Raw genomic sequence first — 21,902 nt, forward strand, 5'->3', positions numbered from 1 at the left:
TTACCCGATTTTAATTACAGCTTGTAATTTCAGCGGTGCTGTTAGGCTATTTTGGCGGCAAGGAGTGGTTTTTAAGCACACCTTGCCGGGATGTGGGATTTGAGAGAACCTTAGAGCAGGTCCTCTTCCAGCTCAGAAGTGATTAGGGTACCGCGCAGGGAATTGGGCAGGGCTTCTTCGATCAGTACGTCGGCAAACTTACCAATCAGGGCCAAATCGTCGGCACGGAAGTTGACTACTCGGTTGTTTTCCGTGCGCCCTTGTAACTGGCCCGGATCTTTCTTGGAAACTCCGCTTACAAGTACCCGCTCGGTATTGCCCACCATATGTCTGGCTATAGCCTGAGCCTGCTGGTTGATGCGGTTTTGCAGTAATTTCAGGCGCTCTTTCTTAACCTCTTCCGGGGTATCGTCGGGCAGGTCGGCAGCAGGGGTTCCCGGGCGTGGTGAGTAAATAAAACTGAAGGAGAGATCAAAGCCCACGTCCTGAATCAGGTTCATGGTGGCTTCAAAATCTCTGTCGGTTTCACCGGGGAAGCCCACGATAAAATCTGAGGATAGGCAGATATCCGGGCGAATCTTTTTCAGGCGGCGGATTTTCGATTTGTATTCCAGCGCTGTGTGGCCACGCTTCATAGCCATCAAAATACGGTCGGAACCGCTTTGTACCGGCAGGTGAAGGTGGCTGACCAGTTCTGGTACCTGTGCGTACACGTCGATCAGTGCATCGGAGAACTCGACCGGGTGTGATGTGGTATAGCGGATGCGGTCGATACCATCAATCGCCGCCACGTAGGTGATCAGCTCGGCGAAATCCACTTCTTGGCCGTCTTCGCCGGCAGCTCGGTAGGCGTTGACGTTTTGGCCCAGCAGGTTCACTTCCCGCACACCCTGCTCGGCCAAATGTGCGACTTCTTCCAGTACATCGGCGACCGGCCGGCTTACCTCTTCACCGCGGGTGTAGGGAACCACGCAGAATGTGCAGTATTTGGAGCAGCCTTCCATAATAGAGACAAAGGCTGAGACACCATCGGCTTCTGGCTGGGGCAGGCGGTCGAATTTCTCGATCTCAGGGAAGCTGATATCGACGATTACAACGCCGTTTTTCTGCTCTTTGGTTTCCATCATTTCTGGCAAGCGGTGTAGGGTTTGCGGGCCAAAGATCAGGTCTACATGGGGGGCGCGCTTGGCGATGGCTTCGCCTTCCTGGCTGGCGACACAGCCGCCGACGCCAATCACCAGTTCGGGATTTTTTTCCTTGAGGCGCTTCCAGCGACCGAGCTGGTGGAATAACTTTTCCTGGGCCTTTTCGCGAATAGAACAGGTGTTGACCAGTAGCACGTCCGCCTCTTCAGGATCGTCGGTGGGTACCATCGCGTGTGATTCGCCGAGTAGATCGCGCATCCTGGCGGAATCGTACTCATTCATTTGGCAACCGTGGGTTTTGATGTATAGCTTTTTCGCCGGTGTATCGGACATATCGCGCCTGATTAAAAACTGGTCAATTAAACGGGTGGGGCATTATAGCGACAGGACTCGGCACTGCATAGATGGCTATATTAGCGCTTGAGAACCTGTGCTATTCTTGCGCGCTTTTTCGGGCATTGCCCGTTTTCTGAACAACTTCGAGCTTCGGGGTATTCCCCATCCTGAGAGACTTATGGCCAACCCGATATATAAAGTGATTTTCCACAACCAGAACCAGGTGTATGAACTCTATGCCCGGGCTATCTATCAGAGCGATATGTACGGCTTTATTGAGGTCGAGGAGTTCGTATTTGGGGAGAAGGCCCAGCTGGTAGTGGACCCGAGTGAAGAAAAACTGAAAACCGAATTTGCCTCGGTGACCCGCTCCTATATTCCCATGCACAGTATTGTGCGTATTGATGAGGTGGAGAAAGAAGGCACCGGAAAAATTGTCGAGGTTAAGGGCGATAAAGTAGCAAAATTCCCTTTCGCACCGCCTATTCGTCATCCCCAAGATACTGAGTAATCCTCCCCTTTTTTCACCGAATCAGCAGGTCTTTGGCCTGGCTGATTCGGGCGCCTAAAACCCTCGCAGTCCTTCGGGTTTCACTGCAATATAAGCTTCAATAAAAATCCTCCGGGTTGTCATCGAATCGCTGCAAAGTGATTGTGCGGGTGATTATCGATTTTACTCAAGTTTGATCCTGAATTGATGCTCGATAGGTACCCGCCTGTATCCAGCTTGCAAGCCCCCGGCTGATATATACGACTGACACCGTGTGTGACGCTTACTTTGGCGCCCAGTAAGTCGTTTATCAGCCCCTGATTGCAAGTTGATCACTGATCAAAGGTTGGAACCTTGCTATGAGCAATCGCTACCGTGCGCTGTGGGTATCCGATGTCCATTTAGGCAGTAGAGACAGTGAGCCCCACCGGCTGGCGGACTTTCTGGCACAGAACCGTGCCGATAAGGTGTACTTGGTGGGGGACATTTTCGATATGTATGCCCTATCCAAGGGCAGGGGCACTTGGTGTCAGGCATCTTCCCTACTGCTGGGTATGCTTTCGGAGTTGAGCAACCTTATCCCGGAAGTCATTTATATCCCCGGTAATCACGATGCCCCCATGCGCAGCTGGGCGGGTAAGCGACTGGGTAATATCCGGATTGAACGGGACTGGGTGCACACTGCTGCGGGCGGCAAGCGCTACTGGGTCACCCATGGGGATCAATTTGAGCACCATATAAAAATTAATCCGGTTAGTTACCACATCGGTGACCGCAGTTATTACCTGATGTTGCGCTTGAACCGCTGGATTAATTACTGGCGCAGTCGTTTCAATAAGCCCTGGTGGTCTCTGGCCAGCCAGATAAAAAACCGGGTGGGTACGGCCCGGCAGATGATGAGTGACTTTGAACGTGTCGCTGTTGCTGCGGCGGACGCTCGGGGAATGGATGGAATTATCTGTGGGCATATTCATCGCCCGGCGCTACGCAGTAAAAATAATGGTGGTAGCCCGGTAATTTATGCCAATTGCGGTGATTGGGTCGATTCAATGAGTGCCATAGTGGAGCAACAAAATGGCAACCTGGAGCTGCTGCATTGGTACCAGACGCCGAAAATAGCCAGCATAATGACAGAGGTGGTGGCCGCATGATTCAATTTGAAGCACTCTTGCAAAAAAATACCTGGTACAGCGCAGCACCACAAAAGCCAACGCGAAAATTGGTTTCCGCCACTCTGAAAAAAATATGCTGTGAGGAGAGAATTGTCGACTTGGGGCGGCGCTATCCCCACTTGGGGGGATTGGATTTTATTCGTCAATTATTTACCGATTTGAATTTTCGTTATGAATTAAATCCCTCGGAATTAGAGCGGGTGCCGACAACGGGTCCCTTGATTATCGTTGCCAACCACCCCCTGGGCAGCCTGGATGGATTGGCACTGATCGATATGGTGGCGAGGGTGCGCCGAGATGTGCGCGCAGTTGCTAGTGAATTGCTGTGGAATATTAAACCTCTGCGCTCCTACTTTTTGCCGGTGGATAATTTTAATGGGCGTACCCGCCGTGCGGATGTACAGGGGATTTATGATTATCTGGATCAGGGGGGGGCTGTAATTATTTTTCCCGCCGGAGAGGTTTCACGCCTCAGTCCCAAAGGCGTACGCGATGGGCGTTGGAATCCAGGATTTGTCCGCTTTGCGGAAAAGGTCAATGCGCCGATTTTACCTATGCAGGTACTCGGCAGGAATTCCTGGTGGTTTTACGGTTTGTCAATGATGAACAAGCCCCTGTCCACACTTTGGCTGATTCGTGAAATGTTTAAGCAGGCCAGTCGAGGGATTGATATCCGAATTGGCCGCCCCCTGGAGGCGGAGCACTTCCGCACCTGGCCATTGACGCCTCGCGCCCAGGCTGCGCTCTGGCGTAAACATGTTTACCAGCTGCATCGCTCTCCCGCGCCCCTGGGCCCGGAACTTATTGCAGCTGCGGAGTCTCAGGCAGAGGTTGAAAAAGTCATCCAAAGTTGTGAAGCATTGATTGCCCAGGGAGAGTTTTCTGTACGCCTGTATCGCCAGGGGGCGGATTGCCCGGTTATGCGGGAGCTGGCGCGGATGCGTGAAATCGCGTTCCGCGCAGTAGGTGAGGGTACTGGGCAGAGCCGGGACTGGGATGCTTTTGATGCGCACTATGATCACCTATTGCTCTGGGACCGCAAGCGCCGGCAAATTGCCGGCGCTTACCGCCTGGCGTGCACGGAGGTATTAGCGGAAGATGAAATTTACAGCAGCACTTTATTCAATTACCCAAGCCCACCACGACAATGCCTACCGGGCTCTGCGGAACTTGGACGCAGTTTTTTGCTACCGGAATACTGGCGAGGCAAGGGCTTGGATCTGCTCTGGAGTGCTATTGGTCAGTGGGTTTTACGCAATGATGTACGTTATTTATTTGGCCCGGTTTCTATGCCGGGCAGTTTCTCTGTGCGGGCGAAATCTGCAATTGTGCGCTACTTCTCTCATTATTTTTCCCCGCAAAATTCCTTGGGAGATGCGCGTCTGCCTTTCCTGCAGGCTGGTGGGCCCCTGCCATTATTGTCGGGGAGCTCTATTGCGGATATGCGCCAATTAAAGTTGCTGCTGCGCGAGGAGGGCGTAGTCCTGCCGCCGCTTTTTAAAAAATATGCAGCACTGACAAGGCCGGGCGGTACCAGCTTTCACGCCTTTAACGTCGATCCGGATTTCTGCGATGCAGTGGATGGGCTTGTGGTTGTTGACTTGAGCATGGCCGAGGAAAAGTTCGCGCGGCGCTATTTATCCAGTGAAAACGAAGTGTGAGTAAAAAGGGCGGCCAGTTAAGGTGCCCTTTTTATCAATTAATACGATCTTTCTAGGCGGCTATCCCTTCTGGTGTAGGTGTTTCAGTCTTTGGCGTACACTCGCCAACTTTACACACAGCACAAAAACTGCCATGGCGGTATCGAGTTCCTCCAGGGGAGGAAAACTCGGCGCTATGCGGATATTACTGTCCTCTGGATCCTTGCCGTAGGGAAAGGTAGCTCCGGCCGGCGTCAGTTTTACTCCAGCCTCCGTGGCCAGGTTTACTACCGCCTTGGCACAGCCCGGACGGGTATTAAAGGAAACAAAATACCCTCCTTGTGGCTTCTCCCATTGGCCCAGATTCATCCCTGCCAGTCCGTTATGCAGGTGTTCCAGCACGCAGTCAAACTTGGGTCTAAGGATATCGGCGTGTTTGCGCATATGATCCTTGAGGGAGGTGCACTCGGTAAAAAAGCGCGAGTGTCGCAGCTGGTTGACTTTGTCGGGACCAATGGTCATTGCCTGCATTTGTTGCTGCAGAGACTTCAGGTTGTCACCAGTGGCACTGACGAAAGCCACACCACTTCCGGCGTGGGTCACTTTGGAGGTGGAGGCGAATTGAAGCACAGAATCTGCAGTGTCATTTTCCAGAGTGGCCGCACGAATACTGGGGAGGCTGACGTAGTGTCCGAGATCGTGTACGGCATAGGCGTTGTCCCAGAAAATGCGAAAGCCCGGGTTGGCGATTTGCCCGAGTTGTGCCAAGCGCTCTACTGTTTCCTCGCTGTAGGTAACGCCGGTGGGGTTGGAATACTTGGGTACACACCAAATACCGATAATCTCGTTATCCTCGCGGATATGCTTTTCGACAAGATCCATATCGGGGCCCTGCGCATTCACGGGGATATTGATCATGCCAATCCCCAGTTGTTCGCAGATGGTGAAGTGCCGATCGTATCCGGGCACCGGGCAGAGAAACTTCGGTGCCTTCAGCTCGCGCCAGGGGGTATTGCCGGCAAATCCGAACAGGTAGCCAGTTAGCACTGCGTGATACATCAGTGTGAGGGAGCTGTTGCCACCGGCGATGACTTCCTCTGTGGGCACCTGGAGCATATCCGCACCCAGTTCGCGGGCACAGGTGAGCCCGATCAAGCCGCCGTAATTGCGGGTGTCTGTACCACCGGCGGCGCGATAGTCGCCGGAAAGGATACCGTCGAGTTTATCGGATAGATTCAGTTGCTCGGCTGAAGGTTTGCCGCGGGTGATGTCCAGATTCAGTTCGTGTTGGCGGATGCGCTCATAGTGGGTGCTCAACTCTTTTTCCCACTCCGCTAACTGGCTAATACTGGCGGATTCGATTTGCACGTGATGTCCCCTGGCTGGTCATTGGAGGCGGTGAGCTTAGCAGTATGAAGCGGGCTTCGTCAGCCCCGCAGCAATGCTTTCAATGGTTGTCCTCGTGTAAATTTGGAGTTCTCGCCCAAGCTGTGGGTTTTTTGCTCTATGCTCACCCACTCGTTTATTGGCTGGCTAAGGCGCGGAAATCCTGTGCATATTCTCTAAGGTTGCGGCTCAGGTGGCGCCGTTGCGAGGGGCTGGTGCTGGTTAATATTTTTTTTGCCAGTGTCTGCGCCTGCTGTTGGCGTTGTTCTTGGGCTTGGCGATATTCGGCTGACCAGAGCTGTTCTGGTTTAAGTAGCAGGCTGCGTATTTCTTCCAGGTAACCCTCAGGTTTACTGTGTAATAACTCAAAGGTTTTTGATTGCCACAGCCTGCGTTGTTCGATGCGTTGTAAAGGGTTGTATTCCATCTTGGCGACCCAGGCAGAGATCATATTTTTTTGCGCCTCGGTAAGGGTGCCGAGCCAGCGAATACTTTCCTTACGTATAATTTTGTCTCGCTTGTGCTTAATTTTCTCTGGTGAGCGTTGCCACTTATCCAGGGTCTTTTGTTCTTTTTTCCACAGGTTACCCTGTAGTTCCTTAATTTGTTGGTCGCTCAGTTGCGCAGCCAAAGGCAGTATTAAGTTGTAGGTGTTTTCACTGGCCACTTTTAGAAACTGATGAACCTGTTTTTCTATTGGTTGCAGTTGAGGGTTTTCCAGTGCGCCCTTATCCACCCGGTCTGCCAGGTTGTCGAGGAAGTTGGCGTATCGTGGGAGTTGGGTTTGTCGATGCCAGCGAAAAAAGCTGTTGAGGGCCGCCTGTAATTCGCCCTTCTGGTTTCTGTCCAGTTCGACATATTTGTGGACTTTCCAGCGAATCCAATAATCCACATTGTTGTAGGCAAACTGGATGCTGGAGCAGCTGCTGATGAGCAGTAAGAGAATTAGTAACGCAACGTTGCGCCAGTAACGGTGTATTGGCGTGCCACCGGCCTGTGCCATTGACTTTTTCCTGTAAGCATTGCCCGACTGTTACCGGGGAATTATTAAAAAGCATAGATGATTGGGGGGCACGCGCCGTTTGGCGCGCAATCACTTTTCAGGGCAAATCAGTAGGGGAAGTCCTGCTTTTTGTGCTCGGGGAAATTGCAAATAGAAGTGACAATACTCACCCTGCGCAGCAATACAGGGCTCCCAGTATGCGGCCAACACATAGACTGATAACTGTAGCCCTCTTCGCTTCATTGCAGGGAGGGCTGAGCCCCGTGGAAAGTGATAGCCCGAGTGGAGGGCAGTATGGCCACCACGACTATGGAAGCCGAAGCCCGTGAGGCTCCGGCAAGAATAGCCGAACAGTTGCGCAGTAATGCGAAAGTCATGGCGCGGCTGGGGGAGCGTTTACGTGCGCATTCGCCGCGCTTTGTGATGATTGTTGGGCGCGGTTCATCTGACCACGCCGGTGTCTTCGCCAAGTACCTGATCGAGATAGAAACGGGAACGCCGACCTTTGCCGCAGCGCCCTCGGTTTCCAGTGTCTATGGGCGCAAGCTAAAGCTGGAAGGTGCTCTGGTGTTGGTAATATCCCAATCGGGGCGCAGCCCGGATATTCTCGCCCAGGCAAAAATGGCCAGGGACTGTGGTGCTTATACCGTCGCTTTGGTAAACGATGAACAGGCGCCCATCAAGGACATTGTCAATCAGTTGATCCCCCTCAAGGCGGGCCCGGAAAAGGCAGTGGCGGCGACCAAAAGTTATTTGGCGACGCTCTCTGCGATTTTACAACTGGTGTCCTGTTGGAGCGGGGATAAATCCCTGGGGGATGCCCTGGCAAAACTGCCAGAAACTCTGCAGGCGGCGGTCCGCGCGGAGATTCAATTGCGGCCTGAAGATTTGGCTTCTGTGCAAAACTTGGTTGTGCTCGGTCGCGGACCCGGTTATGCGATCACCCGTGAGCTGGCCCTGAAGCTCAAAGAGGTATGCAATATTCACGCGGAGTCTTTTTCCAGTGCGGAGTTTTTACATGGGCCGGTTACCCTGGTTGAGGACAGGCTGACGGTGGTGAATGTCCCCATTGAGGATGAATCATATGTTGCGCACAGTGAGCAGATCGATGACATCGTGCGCCGGGGAGGTACCCTGATTAACCTACATGTGCCCAGCAAGGGTGTACACCCGCGCATCGCGCCTCTGGCATTGTTGCAGCGTTTTTATATCGATGTTGCCCATGTGGCTGTAAATCGCGGTATTAATCCCGATGAGCCGGCAGGTCTGAAAAAAGTCACCCAGACCGTGTAATAATTTACCGGAAAAACTTACGACCAAGAATTATTTTAATGCTAAGGAGGGGGTGTGGCTTTTGCCCTGGTCGCAGAGACACTATTTGACGGTGAGCAGACTCTGCAGGATGTGCCCCTGGTCGTCGCCGATGATGGCCGCATTGTTTCCATCGGTGATTCGGCCCAGGGCACAGCGCCCTATGTCCGTGGCTTGCTAGCGCCGGGATTGGTTGATGTGCAGGTGAACGGCGGCGGTGGTGTGCTGTTTAATCAAGAGCCCAGCGTTGCCGGGCTGCGCACCATGGCCGAGGCCCACGCCCGTTTTGGTACCACGGTTTTTTTACCTACCCTGATCACCGACCGCCTCGACGTTATGCAGCGCGCTGCCAATGCGGTCAGTGCCGCACTGCGGGAGCGGGTACCTGGTGTCGTGGGGATTCACTTTGAAGGGCCGCATCTGAGTGTGCCGAAAAAGGGTACCCACGAGTCGTCATTTATTCGTCCCCTTAGCGCTGAGGAGTGGGGAATTTATGCGCGGGAGGACCTGGGGGTAAAGGTCGTTACCCTGGCACCGGAAACAGTTCCGGTAGAGGATATTCATCGATTGGCAGCGATGGGGGTGCGGGTTTGTCTCGGTCACTCCAATGCCGATGGTGAAACAGTGCGCTTGGCGCTGCGTGCGGGCGCCGTGGGCTTTACCCATTTGTACAATGCGATGTCGCCGTTGCATTCCCGTGAACCCGGGATGGTGGGGACCGCTCTCGTTAGCGATGAAGCCTGGTGCGGGATTATTGCCGATGGTCATCACGTCAGTGCGGAGGCTATGACGCTTGCCCTCAAAGCCAAGCCGCGTGGAAAACTGCTGTTAGTCACCGATGCCATGTCTCTGGTGGGTAGCGATGCGCTGAGTTTTCCGCTGTATGATCGAGTGGTGACCCGAGAGGGGGACAGGTTGACCTCCACTACCGGAGAGCTGGCCGGTTCGCACCTGGATATGATGGGTGCGGTGCGCAATTTCAGCCGCTGGTGTGGCTTGGAAATTAACGAATCCTTACGCATGGCAAGCCTGTATCCATCCCAGTTCCTGGGGTTGCAGGGGGGGAGGATCGCCCCAGGCGCCAGGGCGGATTTGATTTTGCTCGATCGGCATCTTCAGGTGCAAAAAACCTGGATCGGTGGGTGCCCGGTGTACGGCGAATAGCGCTTCGGTTGTTCGGTGCGGGTTTACGTTTGGGGGTTTAGGGTCCTTTCCGCCACAGGTCCGCTGGAGTCCCTTACGACCAGTGTGGGGGTGAAGCTGCGGCGGAGGTTGGTGGTTTTCCTTCCAGCTTGCTGCTGATCCTTTTCTTGGTTTCCCCGGCACTGAATGCGCTCCAGCACCAGCTCGGCGGCACAGCGGGCAATGTCTTCATTGGGTTGCTGGGCCGTGGTGAGCTTGGGCCAAGTTTGGCGTGAAAAGGGGCTATCTTCGAAGCCGGCGATGGAAAGCTGCTGTGGCACCTCGATATTCAGCATGCGCGCGGCAAACAGTGCGCCTGCGGCAATTTCGTCATTGCCGGCAAAAATAGCCGTGGGGGAAGTGGGTGAATGCAGCAGCGCCGTGGCTCCGGCCACACCGGAATCAAAAGAATACTCTCCCTCTTTCACCAGCTCGCTCTCAAAAGGCAGCCCCGCTTCCCGCAGTGCCCTCCTGTAGCCCGCCAGGCGACCCAATGTGGAGTAATGTTCGGTGCCGCCGCAGAGGTAGCCGATGTGCTTGTGGCCCAATTGCAGTAAATGCTGGGTAATGGCGAAGGCGGCAGCCTCGTCATCAATATGGATGCAATTTTCCTCCAGCTGAGGAGAATCCTGTGCAGAAATAATTCGTACGAACTCTACATCCAAAGATGTCAGGGTATCGATGACCGCGGGCGTTTCCGAGAACGGTGGGGTGAGTACTAGCCCGGCAACTCGGCTCTGCTCCACCAGCTTGCGTAACTCCCTGTGAATAGAGTCTGTGTGGCCGCTGCCGGGGTGGATTAAAAGCTCGTAGCCCTGCGTTCTACAGGCTTCGAGAATGCCATTTTGCATATCGATTACATAGTAGGCATTTGGATTGTCGTAAATAAAGGCAATGGAGTAAGAGTGGGTGCCAGCTAAGTTGCGCGCCGCTAAATTGGGGCGGTAGTTGAGTGCTTGCACCACATTCATAACCCGTTCTCGGGTGCTGGAGCGCACAGAGGGCTCATTGTTGATGACTCGCGAGACCGTCTTGATCGATACGCCAGCGCGCTCGGCCACGTCATTAATGGTGACTTTCATCGATATCAATCCTTCTCGCAAAATCCGCAGTAAAGGGTGGGCTTTGGCCCCTGGTGCACTATTGCCTCCGGCCCACTGCTTCCCCAGGCTTTGGGGCGGCCATACAAAGACAGTCTGGCAGTAGTTTAGAAGCTCAGCTGGAGGTGGATTCTAGCAATAAAGTAACTCTGCATATGAGGGGCAAGGCTCAGCGACCTTCTATTTTTGTAATTTTCTTACATTTCTGAGCTTTGGGTCTTGAATCCAGAGTCCTGCCTTTGCTCTATCCGTGGTACTAGTTTCTTCTTTTATGTTGATTTAAATGTCGCTCAGGCAGGCCGGTCAGCCCATTTTGTTAATTGTGGGTATTTACTGGAAAGGGGCGCTTGATGTTTTTTGTAGTTTTACTACATAATGCACTCCAACGCGCTTGCCCGATGTTTTGCGGATGCATTCCTTGTTTTGTCATCGGGGTCCCTCCTCCGGCGGTGGGGGGGAGGTTTCGATCTGTTCGACCCACTAGTATCCGGTGCGGCTTGCGGGTTCCAGCAAAGGTTGCCCTTAGCAAGAAATTCCACTCTTGGTGGCCAAAAAAGCCTTCAGGTGTTTTTTTATTTTTTCCTTGGTTCAAGGTTGCGACTAAATCGCCCGGAGGGGAATAAAGTCCTTTAGCGTTCTCGCTCCTTGTCGGGTGATGGGGCGTCGGTTGCACTACAACCCAGTCAACCGGCGGGGGATTTTCCGCCGGGATGTGCGATCACTGGTGGTTCAGGCCATCGCAATATCACGTCGGCACGGGCCTTGGGCTGTGCCGCAGCAGATTAATACGGAAAGGTCATGGTTCACAGCAAGGTTCAGGCAGTTACCGAGCGTATTATCCAGCGCAGTGAAGAAACCCGCGCTCAGTATTTGGCGCAGGTGGATAAGGCACATATTGAAGGGCGTGCCACTGAGCACCTGTCCTGTGGCAACCTGGCCCACGCAATTGCCGCTTCTCCGGAAAAGGAGAAGCAGCTAATTGCCTCCGGCCGCGGGCCCAACCTGGGTATTGTCACCGCTTATAACGATATGCTTTCGGCGCACCAACCCTATGGAACCTATCCCGCTCGCCTGAAGGAGGCTGCGGCGCGCTGTGGCGCTACTGCACAGGTGGCCGGGGGAGTGCCGGCGATGTGCGATGGCGTAACCCAGGGGCGACCGGGAATGGAGCTGAGTCTCTTTTCTCGCGACGTAATCGCCATGTCCACGGCCGTAGCCCTGTCTCACGATGTGTTCGAAGGTGCGATGTTCCTTGGTATCTGCGACAAAATTGTGCCCGGGCTGGTCATCGGTGCTCTGGCGTTTGGTCATCTGCCCTCGATTTTTGTGCCGGCAGGTCCCATGCCCACCGGCCTTTCAAATGCCGAAAAAGTACGGGTGCGCCAGCTGTATGCAGAGGGCAAGGTGGGCCGCGCCGAGTTACTGGAGGCGGAGAGCGCCTCCTATCACAGTGCTGGCACCTGTACTTTTTATGGCACTGCCAACAGCAACCAGATGCTGGTGGAAATCATGGGTTTGCAGTTACCTGGTAGCTCTTTTGTCAATCCGGGGACCGGTCTGCGCGATGCCCTGAATGAGGCGGCTGTCGAGCAACTGGCAAAAATCACCGAGCCCAGCCAGCACACGCCGATTGCCCATATTCTCACGGAGAAAGCCTTCGTCAATGGTGTGGTGGGCCTGCTCGCCACAGGGGGCTCCACCAATCACACGCTGCATATGGTGGCGATGGCTCGCGCCGCTGGAATCCAGCTCACCTGGCAGGATATGGCGGACCTCTCCGAGGTGGTGCCCCTACTGTGCCATGTCTATCCAAACGGGACTGCGGATATCAACCATTTTGCCGCCGCCGGCGGTATGCAGTTGCTGATCCGCGAGTTGCTCTCCGCTGGTCTCTTACACGCCGACGTGCATACCGTACTTGGTAATTCCGGGCTGGAACCCTACTGCCGCGATCCCTTCTTAAACGATGCTGGGGACGGCGTGGTATGGCGTCCCACCGCGGAGGAGAGCGGTGACACTGCGGTGATTCGCCCAGTGAGCGACCCCTTCTCCCACCACGGTGGTCTGCAACTGTTAGAGGGGAATCTCGGCCGCAGTGTGATCAAGGTCTCCGCGATTAAACCGCAACACCTTAAGGTGAAGGCGCCGGCGATAGTACTGCACAACCAGGATGAGCTATTACAGCGTTTTAAGGCTGGCGAGCTGGAGCGGGACTTTGTCGCGGTAGTGCGTTTTCAGGGACCCCAGGCAAACGGTATGCCGGAACTGCACAAGCTGACCCCAACTCTAGGGGTATTACAGGACCGGGGCTTCAAAGTGGCACTGGTGACCGACGGGCGTATGTCCGGAGCTTCCGGTAAGGTGCCGGCCGCGATTCATATGTCGCCGGAGGCCGTCGAAGGTGGCCCCATTGCCAGGGTGCGCGACGGTGACATCGTCGAGCTGGATGCAGAGGCCGGGGTGCTGCGCGTCCTGGTTGACGAGCAAGAGTTTGATGCACGCGAAATAGTGCAGTGCGATTTGTCTGGTAATGCCCGCGGTATGGGTCGCGAACTGTTCGCGAATATGCGCGCTATTGCCAGTGGTGCCGAGAGCGGCGCCAGTATTCTTTATTAATGAATGCGCTGCTGCGTAGCCGCGCAAGAGATACGATTTCAGAGCAAAATTTATGTCTAAACCATTTGATATGGTGTTGTTTGGTGGTGTTGGTGACCTTGCCCTGCGCAAGCTGATTCCGGCGCTCTATCGTGCCTTTAGGGAGGGTAGCCTGAAAGAGGGGTGCCGTGTTCTCCCCGTTTGTCGCCACCAGAAAGATGCCGATCAATATTTACAAACCGCGCATCAGGCTCTGCAGCAATACCTGAGTGATGGCGAGTATTGCAGTTCCATCTGGACAGGCTTTAGTCAATTACTACGCCCTATCTCCCTGGATATTTCTGTGCCGGATGAGCAGTGGGAGCACTTGTCGGATATCCTTAGTTCCGACCCGCAGCGGGTGCGTCTTTTTTACCTGGCCATTCCGCCCGGTGTTTTTGGAGCCTGCTGTGAAAACCTCTCTGCTCAGGGATTAATCAGTAAAAATTCCCGTGTGGTGGTGGAGAAACCTCTCGGTTATAACGCTCAATCTTCCGATGAAATCAACAGCAAAATCGCCAGCTACTTCCCGGAAAACAATATTTTCCGAATTGATCACTACCTGGGAAAGGAAACCGTACAGAATCTGTTGGCGCTGCGTTTTAGCAATGTGTTGTTTGAGCATTTGTGGGATGCGAAAAGCATTGATCATATTCAGATCAGCATTTCAGAAACGGTTGGCTTAGAAGGGCGCGCTGGTTTTTATGATGAAACCGGTGCGATGCGCGATATGGTGCAAAACCATCTTTTACAACTCCTGTGTCTTATCGCGATGGAGTCCCCCAATTCTATGACCGCAAAAAATATCCGTGCGGAAAAAATTAAAGTGTTGGAGGCGCTGCGTCCACTCAGTGGCGCGAAAGTGGATGAGGATGTGGTGCGCGGTCAATATATGGCTGGAGAAATTAATGGGCAAAAAGTGCCGGGGTATCTGCAGGATTTGGAGGGCGACGCCAGCGCGACGGAAACCTTTGTCGCCCTGCGCGCCCATATCGACAGCTGGCGCTGGGCCGGTGTGCCCTTTTTCCTGCGCACTGGCAAACGTATGGAAAAACGCTGTGCTGAAATTGTGGTGCAGTACAAAAAGGTTTCCCATCACGTTTATGGTGAAGATGCCGGTCATGTCATTCCTAACCGCTTAGTGATTCATTTGCAGCCGGAAGAGAGCATTAAGTTGGTATTGATGGCTAAGAAAATGGATAGCCTGACCACAGAGCTGCAGCCCGCGGAATTGAATTTAACCCTTTCGGATACCTACGACAGTTTCCGTAGTGACGCCTATAAGCGCTTGATGCTCGATGCCGCCGCGAATAATTCCGCCCTGTTTATTCATCGCGATGAAGTTGCAGCGGCCTGGGCCTGGGTCGATCCGATTATTGAGCACTGGCGTGAAACCAACGATCAGCCCAAACCCTATCCTGCGGGTAGCTGGGGGCCACAAGAGGCCAGTGAGTTACTGGCCCGCAGTGGTCGACACTGGTTTAACGCCAAGTAATAAACAGGCGGATTACCCTTTTTTAGGGTAAACCCCAACATTGAATGGAAGTATTCATGGCAGAAGAAAAATTTTTCACAAATCGTGAGCGCCTCGTCCAGGCTCTGGTCCACGATTGTGCTTGCGAACTGCAAAAGGGCTTGAAAGAGCATGGCCAAGCCACTTTTCTGGTTTCTGGCGGCAGCACCCCTGAGCCTGTTTATCGCGAGCTTTCCAAGCGCCCGCTGCCCTGGTCACAGATTACGGCGGCGCTGGTCGATGAGCGCTGGGTGGATAAATCTCACGAAGGCAGTAACCAAGCGTTTATTGAAAAAAGCCTGATGCAAAATTTTGCCGCGGAAGCTTCGCTACTCGGTATGAAAAATGCCCATACCAGCGCTGCTGAGGGCGAAGCCGATTGTGAGCGAGTCTATGCCGAGCTGATACGCCCTTTTGATGTTTGCATTTTGGGTATGGGCAACGATGGTCACACCGCCTCTCTTTTTCCCCATGCACAGGGTCTCAAGGAAGCGTTAAATCCTCGCTCCGAAAAATTGTGCAGTGCAATCACCGCACAGCAGAGTGCCGTAACCGGTGCGAATACCGAACGAATGACGTTGACTCTGAGTGGGATTTTACAGGCAAAAAATATCAAGCTGCTGATCACCGGTGAGGAAAAGTTGAAAGTGTACCGTGAGGCCCTTCTCGGCAGTGATGAAATGGAAATGCCAGTGCGCAGTATTCTCAAGCAGGGGTTGAAACCGATCACGGTGTATTGGGCACCTTAACGAATTACTTGGAATTGATTGATGCAGAAAAATATCGCCGACATTTTGCAGCTTGCTGGTGTGGTCCCAGTGTTGGTTATAGAGCAGGCTGAAGACGCGCTGCCCCTGGCGGAAGCTCTGCTTGAAGGTGGTTTGCGTGTACTCGAAGTCACCCTGCGTACAGAGGCCGCTCTGGCGGCGGTGGCGCTTATTGCGAAACATCTGCCCGAAGCCCATGTGGGCACCGGCACGGTGCTGAATAGCAATGATCTGCAGCGCTCTGTCGATGCGGGAGCCGGCTTTATGGTGAGCCCGGGAGCTACAGAAAAATTATTGGATGCGGCGGAAAAAAGCGAGGTGCCGCTGCTTCCCGGCGCTGCCAGTGCCTCCGAGGTGATGCGCCTTTACGAGCGTGGTTATCGCTACCAGAAATTCTTCCCAGCCGAAGCTGCGGGTGGTGTGCCCATGTTGAAATCTCTCGCCGGCCCACTGGCGGAAGTGCACTTCTGCCCAACCGGCGGCGTCAGTGCCAAGAATGCAGCCGACTACCTGGGCCTCAACAATGTGATTTGTGTGGGTGGCTCCTGGATGGCTTCCAGTGCCCTGATGCGGGAAAAAAACTGGGCAGAGATCACCCGTCTGTCCCAACAAGCCGTGGCTCTGAAACCTTAACTCAATCGTGCTTTGTGGTTGGAGAGGGATCGTTGATGGAAAATGCGAAGCTGCCAGGCTAGCCGTAACAAATGTTTGCTAGGGTGTGCTCATCGTTGGGTGCACTGGGGAAATCAAAAGCTAATAAAAAAGGTAACGCCTGATGAGAATTAAAATTGCCATCAATGGTTACGGCCGCATCGGCCGCAATGTCACCCGCGCCATATACGAATCCGGTTACAGCGACCGTATCGAGCTGGTTGCGATTAATGATCTGGCTCCGGTTTCCTCAAACGCACACCTAACCCGCTTCGATACCATTCACGGTCGCTTTGCCACGGAAGTCAAAGTGGATAATGACGCCCTGATTATCGGTGGTGAGCGTATACAGGTTTTCCAAGAGCGCGATCCAGCCAGGTTACCCTGGAGAGCACTGGGTGTGGATCTGGTGCTGGAGTGTACCGGCCGCTTTACGGATAAAGCCTCTGCCTCCGCGCATATCGATGCTGGCGCTGCGGCAGTGCTGATATCCGCGCCTTCGAAAGATGCGGACCTCACCGTGGTTTATGGGGTAAATGATCGCGATCTGACCGCGGATCATCGCGTGGTTTCCAATGCCTCCTGCACGACCAATTGCCTGGCTCCAGTGGCGCAAGCATTGCAGTGCGAGCTGGGTATAGAGCGAGGCTTTATGACCACCGTGCATGCCTATACCAATGATCAGAATACCCAGGATGCGGTACATGCCGATATTTATCGGGCGCGCGCTGCGGCCGACAACATGATTCCCACCAAGACCGGTGCGGCTGCGGCCGTGGGTCTGGTGCTCCCGGAATTAAAGGGACGCCTGGATGGTATGGCGGTGCGGGTACCAGTGAACAATGTTTCCCTGGTGGACTGCCAATTTATCGCAAGCCGTGATACGACTGTCGAGGAGGTGAACCACATTATGCAGCGGGCCGCTGGAGGCAGTGATGGTATTCTGAGCTATTGCGATCAGCCCCTGGTTTCTGTGGACTTCAACCATACTAGCGCTTCCTGTCACTTCGATGCCAACCATACTCGTGTGAACGGTAATTTGGTTAAAGTAATGGCTTGGTATGACAACGAATGGGGTTTCTCCCACCGTATGCTGGATACGAGCTTGGCTATGGCTGCGGCCCAACAATTGGATCTGCCGGTGGCGGAGTCTGCCTGAGCACATTGTTTATAGAGGGGTATGGGAAAACCTGTGAATTCGTCTTGTATCTTAGCGGGGCAAAGTCATCGAAAAGAAGACAGTTCACCGCTCACATAAATTATTCATTTAACGAACATTTGACGGGATCCTATGATTCGCCATACAAAAATCGTCGCCACCTTGGGGCCCGGTACAGACAAGCCGCGCGTTATCGATGAAATGATTCGCGCAGGTGTCAATGTTGTGCGCATAAACTTCTCTCACGGCTCCGCCGATGACCATCGCCGCCGGGTGCAAGAGGTACGCGATGTGGCAACTGCACAGGGCAAAACCGTCGCGGTGTTGGGTGATCTTCAGGGTCCGAAAATCCGTATTGCCCGCTTTGCCGAGGGTAGTGTATCCCTCGAGAACAACGACGAATTCACTTTGGATCTCGACTGTCCACCGGAAGGTGGCGATGCGCATCGCGTGGGGGTGGATTACCCCAGTCTGATCAGCGATTGCCATTCCGGCAACATTCTCCTGCTCGACGATGGCAAGATTCGCCTGGAGGTCACGGGTACAACACCGAGCAAGCTTTACTGCCGCGTTTTACAGGGGGGTAAGCTCTCCAATAACAAGGGAATTAACCTGCTGGGTGGTGGCTTGTCTGCGCCAGCTCTGACAGAAAAGGATTATCGGGATATCAAACTGGCTGCGGAGTTGGCCGTGGATTTCCTTGCGGTGAGTTTCCCCCGCTGTGCCGAGGATCTGGAAACTGCCCGCAAGGCTATGGAGGCTGCCGGTAGTCAGGCGGCTATAGTGGCTAAGATTGAACGGGCCGAAGCAGTGGCCAACGATGCGCAGATGGACGCTCTGATTCTCGCTTCAGATGCCATTATGGTGGCCCGCGGCGACTTGGGTGTGGAGATTGGCGATCCCGCGCTGGTTGGAGTGCAGAAGAAACTGATCAACCGTGCCAATGCCCTCAATCGCGGTGTGATCACCGCGACACAAATGATGGAATCCATGATTACCAGCCCGACGCCCACGCGCGCCGAAGTGATGGATGTGGCCAACGCCGTGCTCGATGGTACTGATGCGGTAATGCTCTCCGCCGAGACCGCCGCCGGTGATTACCCGGTGTCTGCGGTCGAATCTATGAGTGAAGTCATCGTAGGTGCGGAGCAGTATCTCGGCAGTGTGCCTTACACACCACAGGAGCACGGTGCTACGAATCGTATAGACACGGTTATTGCTCAGGCTGCGATCGATGTCGCCTCCCGTGTAGAGAACCTCTGTGCCGTGGCGGCGCTGACCGAATCTGGGCGCACCCCACGTATGATGTCGCGCGCCAACACTCGCCTGCCCATTTATGCGATGACACGGCACCCAAACGTTGCGCGGCAGCTGGTACTTTTGCGCGGAGTAGAGCCCATTAGCTACGATCCGGCCACCGTACCGCTCGGGCACCTCACCGAGTCGATTATTGAAGTGCTGGGCTCGCGTATTGACTTGCAAAAAGGCCAGCGTGTACTGATTACTCAGGGTGAGCGCCTCAATGTGGGTGGGCAGACCAGTTCCATGCGTATTAAAGAAATAGAATAGTTCCTACGGTGTAAGCCATTACTAACTCCAGACCTTGGGAGGTTAGTAATGGTTTTAATAGTGCTGGGAGTGTTGATCCGTTTACTGGGCTCCTTGATTGAACGGCCTGAGTCTGCTCCCTCCTAATTACTCTCCACGCTTTATCGAGTATCACTCTAATAATCAACTAATAACGCTTAGCTGAATTTATCGGCGCTAGCACAGCCGTAAATTCTGTGTTTAAAAAAGCTGTGGTTGGATTTTCTTAAGAAATACGAATTTTATTTTTCTCGTAGAGACTTTTATTAAATTTTCTACACACGTTAGCGTTTCGCACTCATCGATTGCCTTAAATCGAATGTTTTCTGTTATTTTGTTGGCGTAGCTCTTTGTACCAGTTGTCTTACTCGTGTAATGCCGTTTATCTATCCCCTCTGATCTATTTGCGGTAATCTGCCTCGATAGGTCGCAATTTCAGGTATCCCTTACCGGTAGCTTTGGCCTCATCCCATCCGAGCACCGGTGAATTGGAACTACTGGCAATTAGATTTTCCATAAGCCACAGGGGTAATGAGATTCACTATTTAAGATTTCACAGATTGTGATTACCCTAATTCAACCACTTTTTATGTGATTCAGCGGTATAGAAGCTACAGCCGTTGATTGCGGAATGAACAGTTGGGTATCGGTAAGGAGCCTGGCAATCAAGCCGGGGATTTTTACATTAGAGACGAGAAGGTAAATTGGGATGATTTATCGGATCAGGAAATGATAACAGAGAGCTGGCGAAAAGCGGGCTTACGGCGTTTGAAGGATTATCCATGCAGCTAAGTGTCGAGAATAGACAAGGCATTCGTTATATGGTCCGGGTTGGCTGGGCGTACCAGATGGGTATCCCCATGAAGGTGGATGCCACCCAACTCCTATCTATGTTTGATAACGCTGTAATTCAGGGAATCTACGAGCACTTTTTTGGCCTGAATGGTATTTCCTGTAACGTGCTGAGTGTCAGTATCCAGTCCAGCCAGGCGGGCACGGTCTTTCTCGGCCCCCTGAGTGAAGCACCGGGCCACCTTAGCAGTCGGGAAAAAGAAATCTACCTGGCCCTGGTACAAAACCGCCTCATTATCGAAGAAGCCCCATTCGCGGCTACAGCGTTGGCCGACAAGCAGGCTGAGCTGATCACCAAGATCCGTATGGGGTTGCAACAAATTGTTGCCCAAGAGCGCGCAGAAGCGGCACTTATTCAGCAGCGCCACGAGCAGCGCTCAAAGCTCGAGAAGGTGGGCGCCTATATCGATCGTGGTGCTACCGGTGTGGGTAATGCCGCCTGGGGGCTAGCTGTTTGGGCTAAGGATGTGCTGGAAGTGGCAGCGCTAACCCATCCTTTGCGCCAGTCGATTGAGCTGAGCAGCGCTACGGCCAATTACCTGCTCAATGACAAAAGCTTTGAGGAGTCCCATCGGGAATATTTATCGGCCGTTCAACGGGAAGTTGTCGATGTACTCGGCTTTGACCCATCCCAGATTACTAAGCAGCAATTAGAGCTGGCCTGTGAGGTAGCCCAGCTTATTTATGAAGACCCGGCGTTGCGCGATACCATCTTCCGCTTTGCCCAGGATTACGTGAGCGCCCAGCACAGCCTGGAAATTACCGAGATGGCGGGCGGCGGTGCCTTTGAGATTATTCTCACGATCGTACTGGCGGCAGTTACCGGTGGCGTTGGGGCAGTAGCGGCCATGGTGAAGAATGCGCGCCTGTTAAAAGCCTTCCGCGGTATTGGCGATCTGATGTTGGATTTCGCCAAGTTAAAAAAACAACGCAACCTACTTTCGAAAAAGCGCGGCGGCAATGCCAAGGGCAATGGAGCCAGCTTCTCCGATTTAAGCACTTCAGAGGCTGCGGCACCGCCCTCTTCCAGCGGTTCCTCGCCGAGTAGCTCTTCCTCCAGCAGCAGCTCCTCTAATGGTTCCAGTAACAGCAATCAAAGTAGCCAGGGGAGTGGATCAGGCTCCAATGCCGATGGTGGAAACCAGGCCAGCGGCAGTTCCACTTCCAATGAACCGGATAGCGCCAATAGTGAAACTGGCACCAACCAAAATGGTAGTACTTCTCAGTGCAATGCGAATGCTTGTGAGGGCGGCGAGCCGATTAACTTAAAAACGGGTGAGGAGCGCCTCACCCTGGTGGATACGGTTCTGGATGGCCCACTGCCTCTTACCGTAGCGCGCACCTACCGCAGCAGTAATCCCAAGGACTTCGGTATGGGGCACGGCTGGACCCATACCCTGGGCGAAAAACTGCTATGGCGCCCTGGCAAAGCGGTGCAGCTCCACGATGCTGAGGGCCGAGTGATTAACCTGCCGGCACCGGGAGATAGCGGCCGCAGCCACAATGTGGTGGAGCAGTTAACGCTTACTCGCGTTAATGACGAGCATTGGATAGTGACCCCCTACGGCGCCCCCAATGGAGTGCAGAGGCACTTTAAAGCTATCGGGGATAAGGGGACTCTTAAGCTCGCAGAAATTCGCGATGGCTACGGCAACTTCTACCTGTTCCACTATATCGATGAGCGTTTACTCTGCATCGAGAGCAGTCTCGGTGAAGCCCTGCATATCAGCCCACCAGAAGGGCAGGCTAAGAGCCTGCGTATTGGTGAACTGAAAAAAGAAACCCGCGATGGCCACATTAAAGTACTCGCCAACTATGAGTACAGCGATGAGGGCGACCTGATCAAAGCCACCGATGCTGATGGCCACAGCGAGCAGTATCAGTACCGCCAGCATGTTATTAAGCAGCGTACCCTAAAAACCGGCTACCGCTTCCACTTCGAATGGGATGCCGAAGGTCCCTCGGCCCGCTGTG

General features: G+C 53.7%; 16 protein-coding genes. 12 read left to right on the forward strand and 4 right to left on the reverse strand.

Annotation, left to right across the window (positions count from 1 at the left end; genetic code table 11):
- Positions 1 to 110: 110 nt before the first annotated feature.
- The gene (gene miaB, locus ACCI51_RS16250) at positions 111 to 1,478 is read right to left on the reverse strand and encodes a tRNA (N6-isopentenyl adenosine(37)-C2)-methylthiotransferase MiaB (protein ID WP_371844503.1); all 1,368 of its coding nucleotides are present in this window, start codon (positions 1,476 to 1,478) and stop codon (positions 111 to 113) included.
- A gap of 181 nt (positions 1,479 to 1,659) precedes the next feature.
- Between miaB and ACCI51_RS16255 the strand changes: the two genes are divergently transcribed.
- The 3 genes from ACCI51_RS16255 to ACCI51_RS16265 all read left to right on the forward strand — a co-directional run bounded on the left by ACCI51_RS16255 (position 1,660) and on the right by ACCI51_RS16265 (position 4,804).
- Positions 1,660 to 1,992: a DUF1820 family protein gene (locus ACCI51_RS16255; protein ID WP_172975496.1), complete on the forward strand. Its 333-nt coding sequence runs from the start codon at positions 1,660 to 1,662 to the stop codon at positions 1,990 to 1,992.
- 338 nt (positions 1,993 to 2,330) lie between these two features.
- Positions 2,331 to 3,122: a UDP-2,3-diacylglucosamine diphosphatase gene (locus ACCI51_RS16260; protein ID WP_371844504.1), complete on the forward strand. Its 792-nt coding sequence runs from the start codon at positions 2,331 to 2,333 to the stop codon at positions 3,120 to 3,122.
- Positions 3,119 to 4,804 (forward strand): lysophospholipid acyltransferase family protein, encoded by a 1,686-nt coding sequence (locus ACCI51_RS16265; protein ID WP_371844505.1) that lies wholly within the window; start codon positions 3,119 to 3,121, stop codon positions 4,802 to 4,804. The genes ACCI51_RS16260 and ACCI51_RS16265 overlap by 4 nt, the downstream gene beginning before the upstream one ends.
- Positions 4,805 to 4,864: 60 nt before the next feature.
- On the opposite strand, the gene ACCI51_RS16270 is transcribed toward ACCI51_RS16265, so the two are convergent.
- Positions 4,865 to 6,151 (reverse strand): aminotransferase class I/II-fold pyridoxal phosphate-dependent enzyme, encoded by a 1,287-nt coding sequence (locus tag ACCI51_RS16270; protein ID WP_371844506.1) that lies wholly within the window; start codon positions 6,149 to 6,151, stop codon positions 4,865 to 4,867.
- A 154-nt stretch (positions 6,152 to 6,305) separates the two neighbouring features.
- Positions 6,306 to 7,172: a DUF6279 family lipoprotein gene (locus ACCI51_RS16275; RefSeq protein WP_299585639.1), complete on the reverse strand. Its 867-nt coding sequence runs from the start codon at positions 7,170 to 7,172 to the stop codon at positions 6,306 to 6,308.
- A 294-nt stretch (positions 7,173 to 7,466) separates the two neighbouring features.
- Here ACCI51_RS16275 and nagB-II point away from each other — a divergent pair, with 294 nt between their 5' ends.
- Positions 7,467 to 8,465, forward strand: coding sequence for a glucosamine-6-phosphate deaminase NagB-II (gene nagB-II / locus ACCI51_RS16280; RefSeq protein ID WP_371844507.1), 999 nt, complete (start codon positions 7,467 to 7,469; stop codon positions 8,463 to 8,465).
- Between the two features lie 54 nt (positions 8,466 to 8,519).
- Entirely contained in the window at positions 8,520 to 9,647 is a 1,128-nt protein-coding gene (gene nagA / locus ACCI51_RS16285) for an N-acetylglucosamine-6-phosphate deacetylase (RefSeq protein WP_371844508.1), read from the forward strand.
- Between the two features lie 23 nt (positions 9,648 to 9,670).
- Here nagA and ACCI51_RS16290 read toward each other — a convergent pair whose 3' ends face one another.
- Complete coding sequence (locus tag ACCI51_RS16290) at positions 9,671 to 10,747, reverse strand: LacI family DNA-binding transcriptional regulator (protein ID WP_371844509.1); 1,077 nt, start codon at positions 10,745 to 10,747, stop codon at positions 9,671 to 9,673.
- Between the two features lie 816 nt (positions 10,748 to 11,563).
- Between ACCI51_RS16290 and edd the strand changes: the two genes are divergently transcribed.
- The 7 genes from edd to ACCI51_RS16325 all read left to right on the forward strand — a co-directional run.
- Complete coding sequence (edd, locus tag ACCI51_RS16295) at positions 11,564 to 13,381, forward strand: phosphogluconate dehydratase (protein WP_371844510.1); 1,818 nt, start codon at positions 11,564 to 11,566, stop codon at positions 13,379 to 13,381.
- 52 nt (positions 13,382 to 13,433) lie between these two features.
- A complete protein-coding gene (gene zwf / locus ACCI51_RS16300) occupies positions 13,434 to 14,894 on the forward strand; it encodes a glucose-6-phosphate dehydrogenase (RefSeq protein ID WP_371844511.1) in 1,461 nt (486 codons plus the stop codon).
- A gap of 56 nt (positions 14,895 to 14,950) precedes the next feature.
- On the forward strand, positions 14,951 to 15,661 hold the full coding sequence (pgl, locus tag ACCI51_RS16305) for a 6-phosphogluconolactonase (protein WP_299585625.1): 711 nt from the start codon (positions 14,951 to 14,953) through the stop codon (positions 15,659 to 15,661).
- Positions 15,662 to 15,682: 21 nt separating this feature from the next.
- Complete coding sequence (locus ACCI51_RS16310; RefSeq protein ID WP_371844513.1) at positions 15,683 to 16,312, forward strand: bifunctional 4-hydroxy-2-oxoglutarate aldolase/2-dehydro-3-deoxy-phosphogluconate aldolase; 630 nt, start codon at positions 15,683 to 15,685, stop codon at positions 16,310 to 16,312.
- Positions 16,313 to 16,454: 142 nt separating this feature from the next.
- Positions 16,455 to 17,489, forward strand: a complete 1,035-nt coding sequence (gene gap, locus ACCI51_RS16315; protein WP_371844514.1) for a type I glyceraldehyde-3-phosphate dehydrogenase — start codon at positions 16,455 to 16,457, stop codon at positions 17,487 to 17,489.
- Between the two features lie 132 nt (positions 17,490 to 17,621).
- Positions 17,622 to 19,058 carry a pyruvate kinase gene (pyk, locus tag ACCI51_RS16320; RefSeq protein ID WP_371844516.1) on the forward strand — a complete coding sequence of 479 codons (1,437 nt, stop codon included), beginning with the start codon at positions 17,622 to 17,624 and terminating at the stop codon, positions 19,056 to 19,058.
- A gap of 800 nt (positions 19,059 to 19,858) precedes the next feature.
- Positions 19,859 to 21,902: DUF6531 domain-containing protein (locus ACCI51_RS16325; protein ID WP_371844517.1), on the forward strand; the 2,044-nt coding region annotated here is incomplete at its 3' end.

Source organism: Microbulbifer echini (assembly GCF_041447225.1).
Lineage (GTDB): Bacteria > Pseudomonadota > Gammaproteobacteria > Pseudomonadales > Cellvibrionaceae > Microbulbifer > Microbulbifer echini.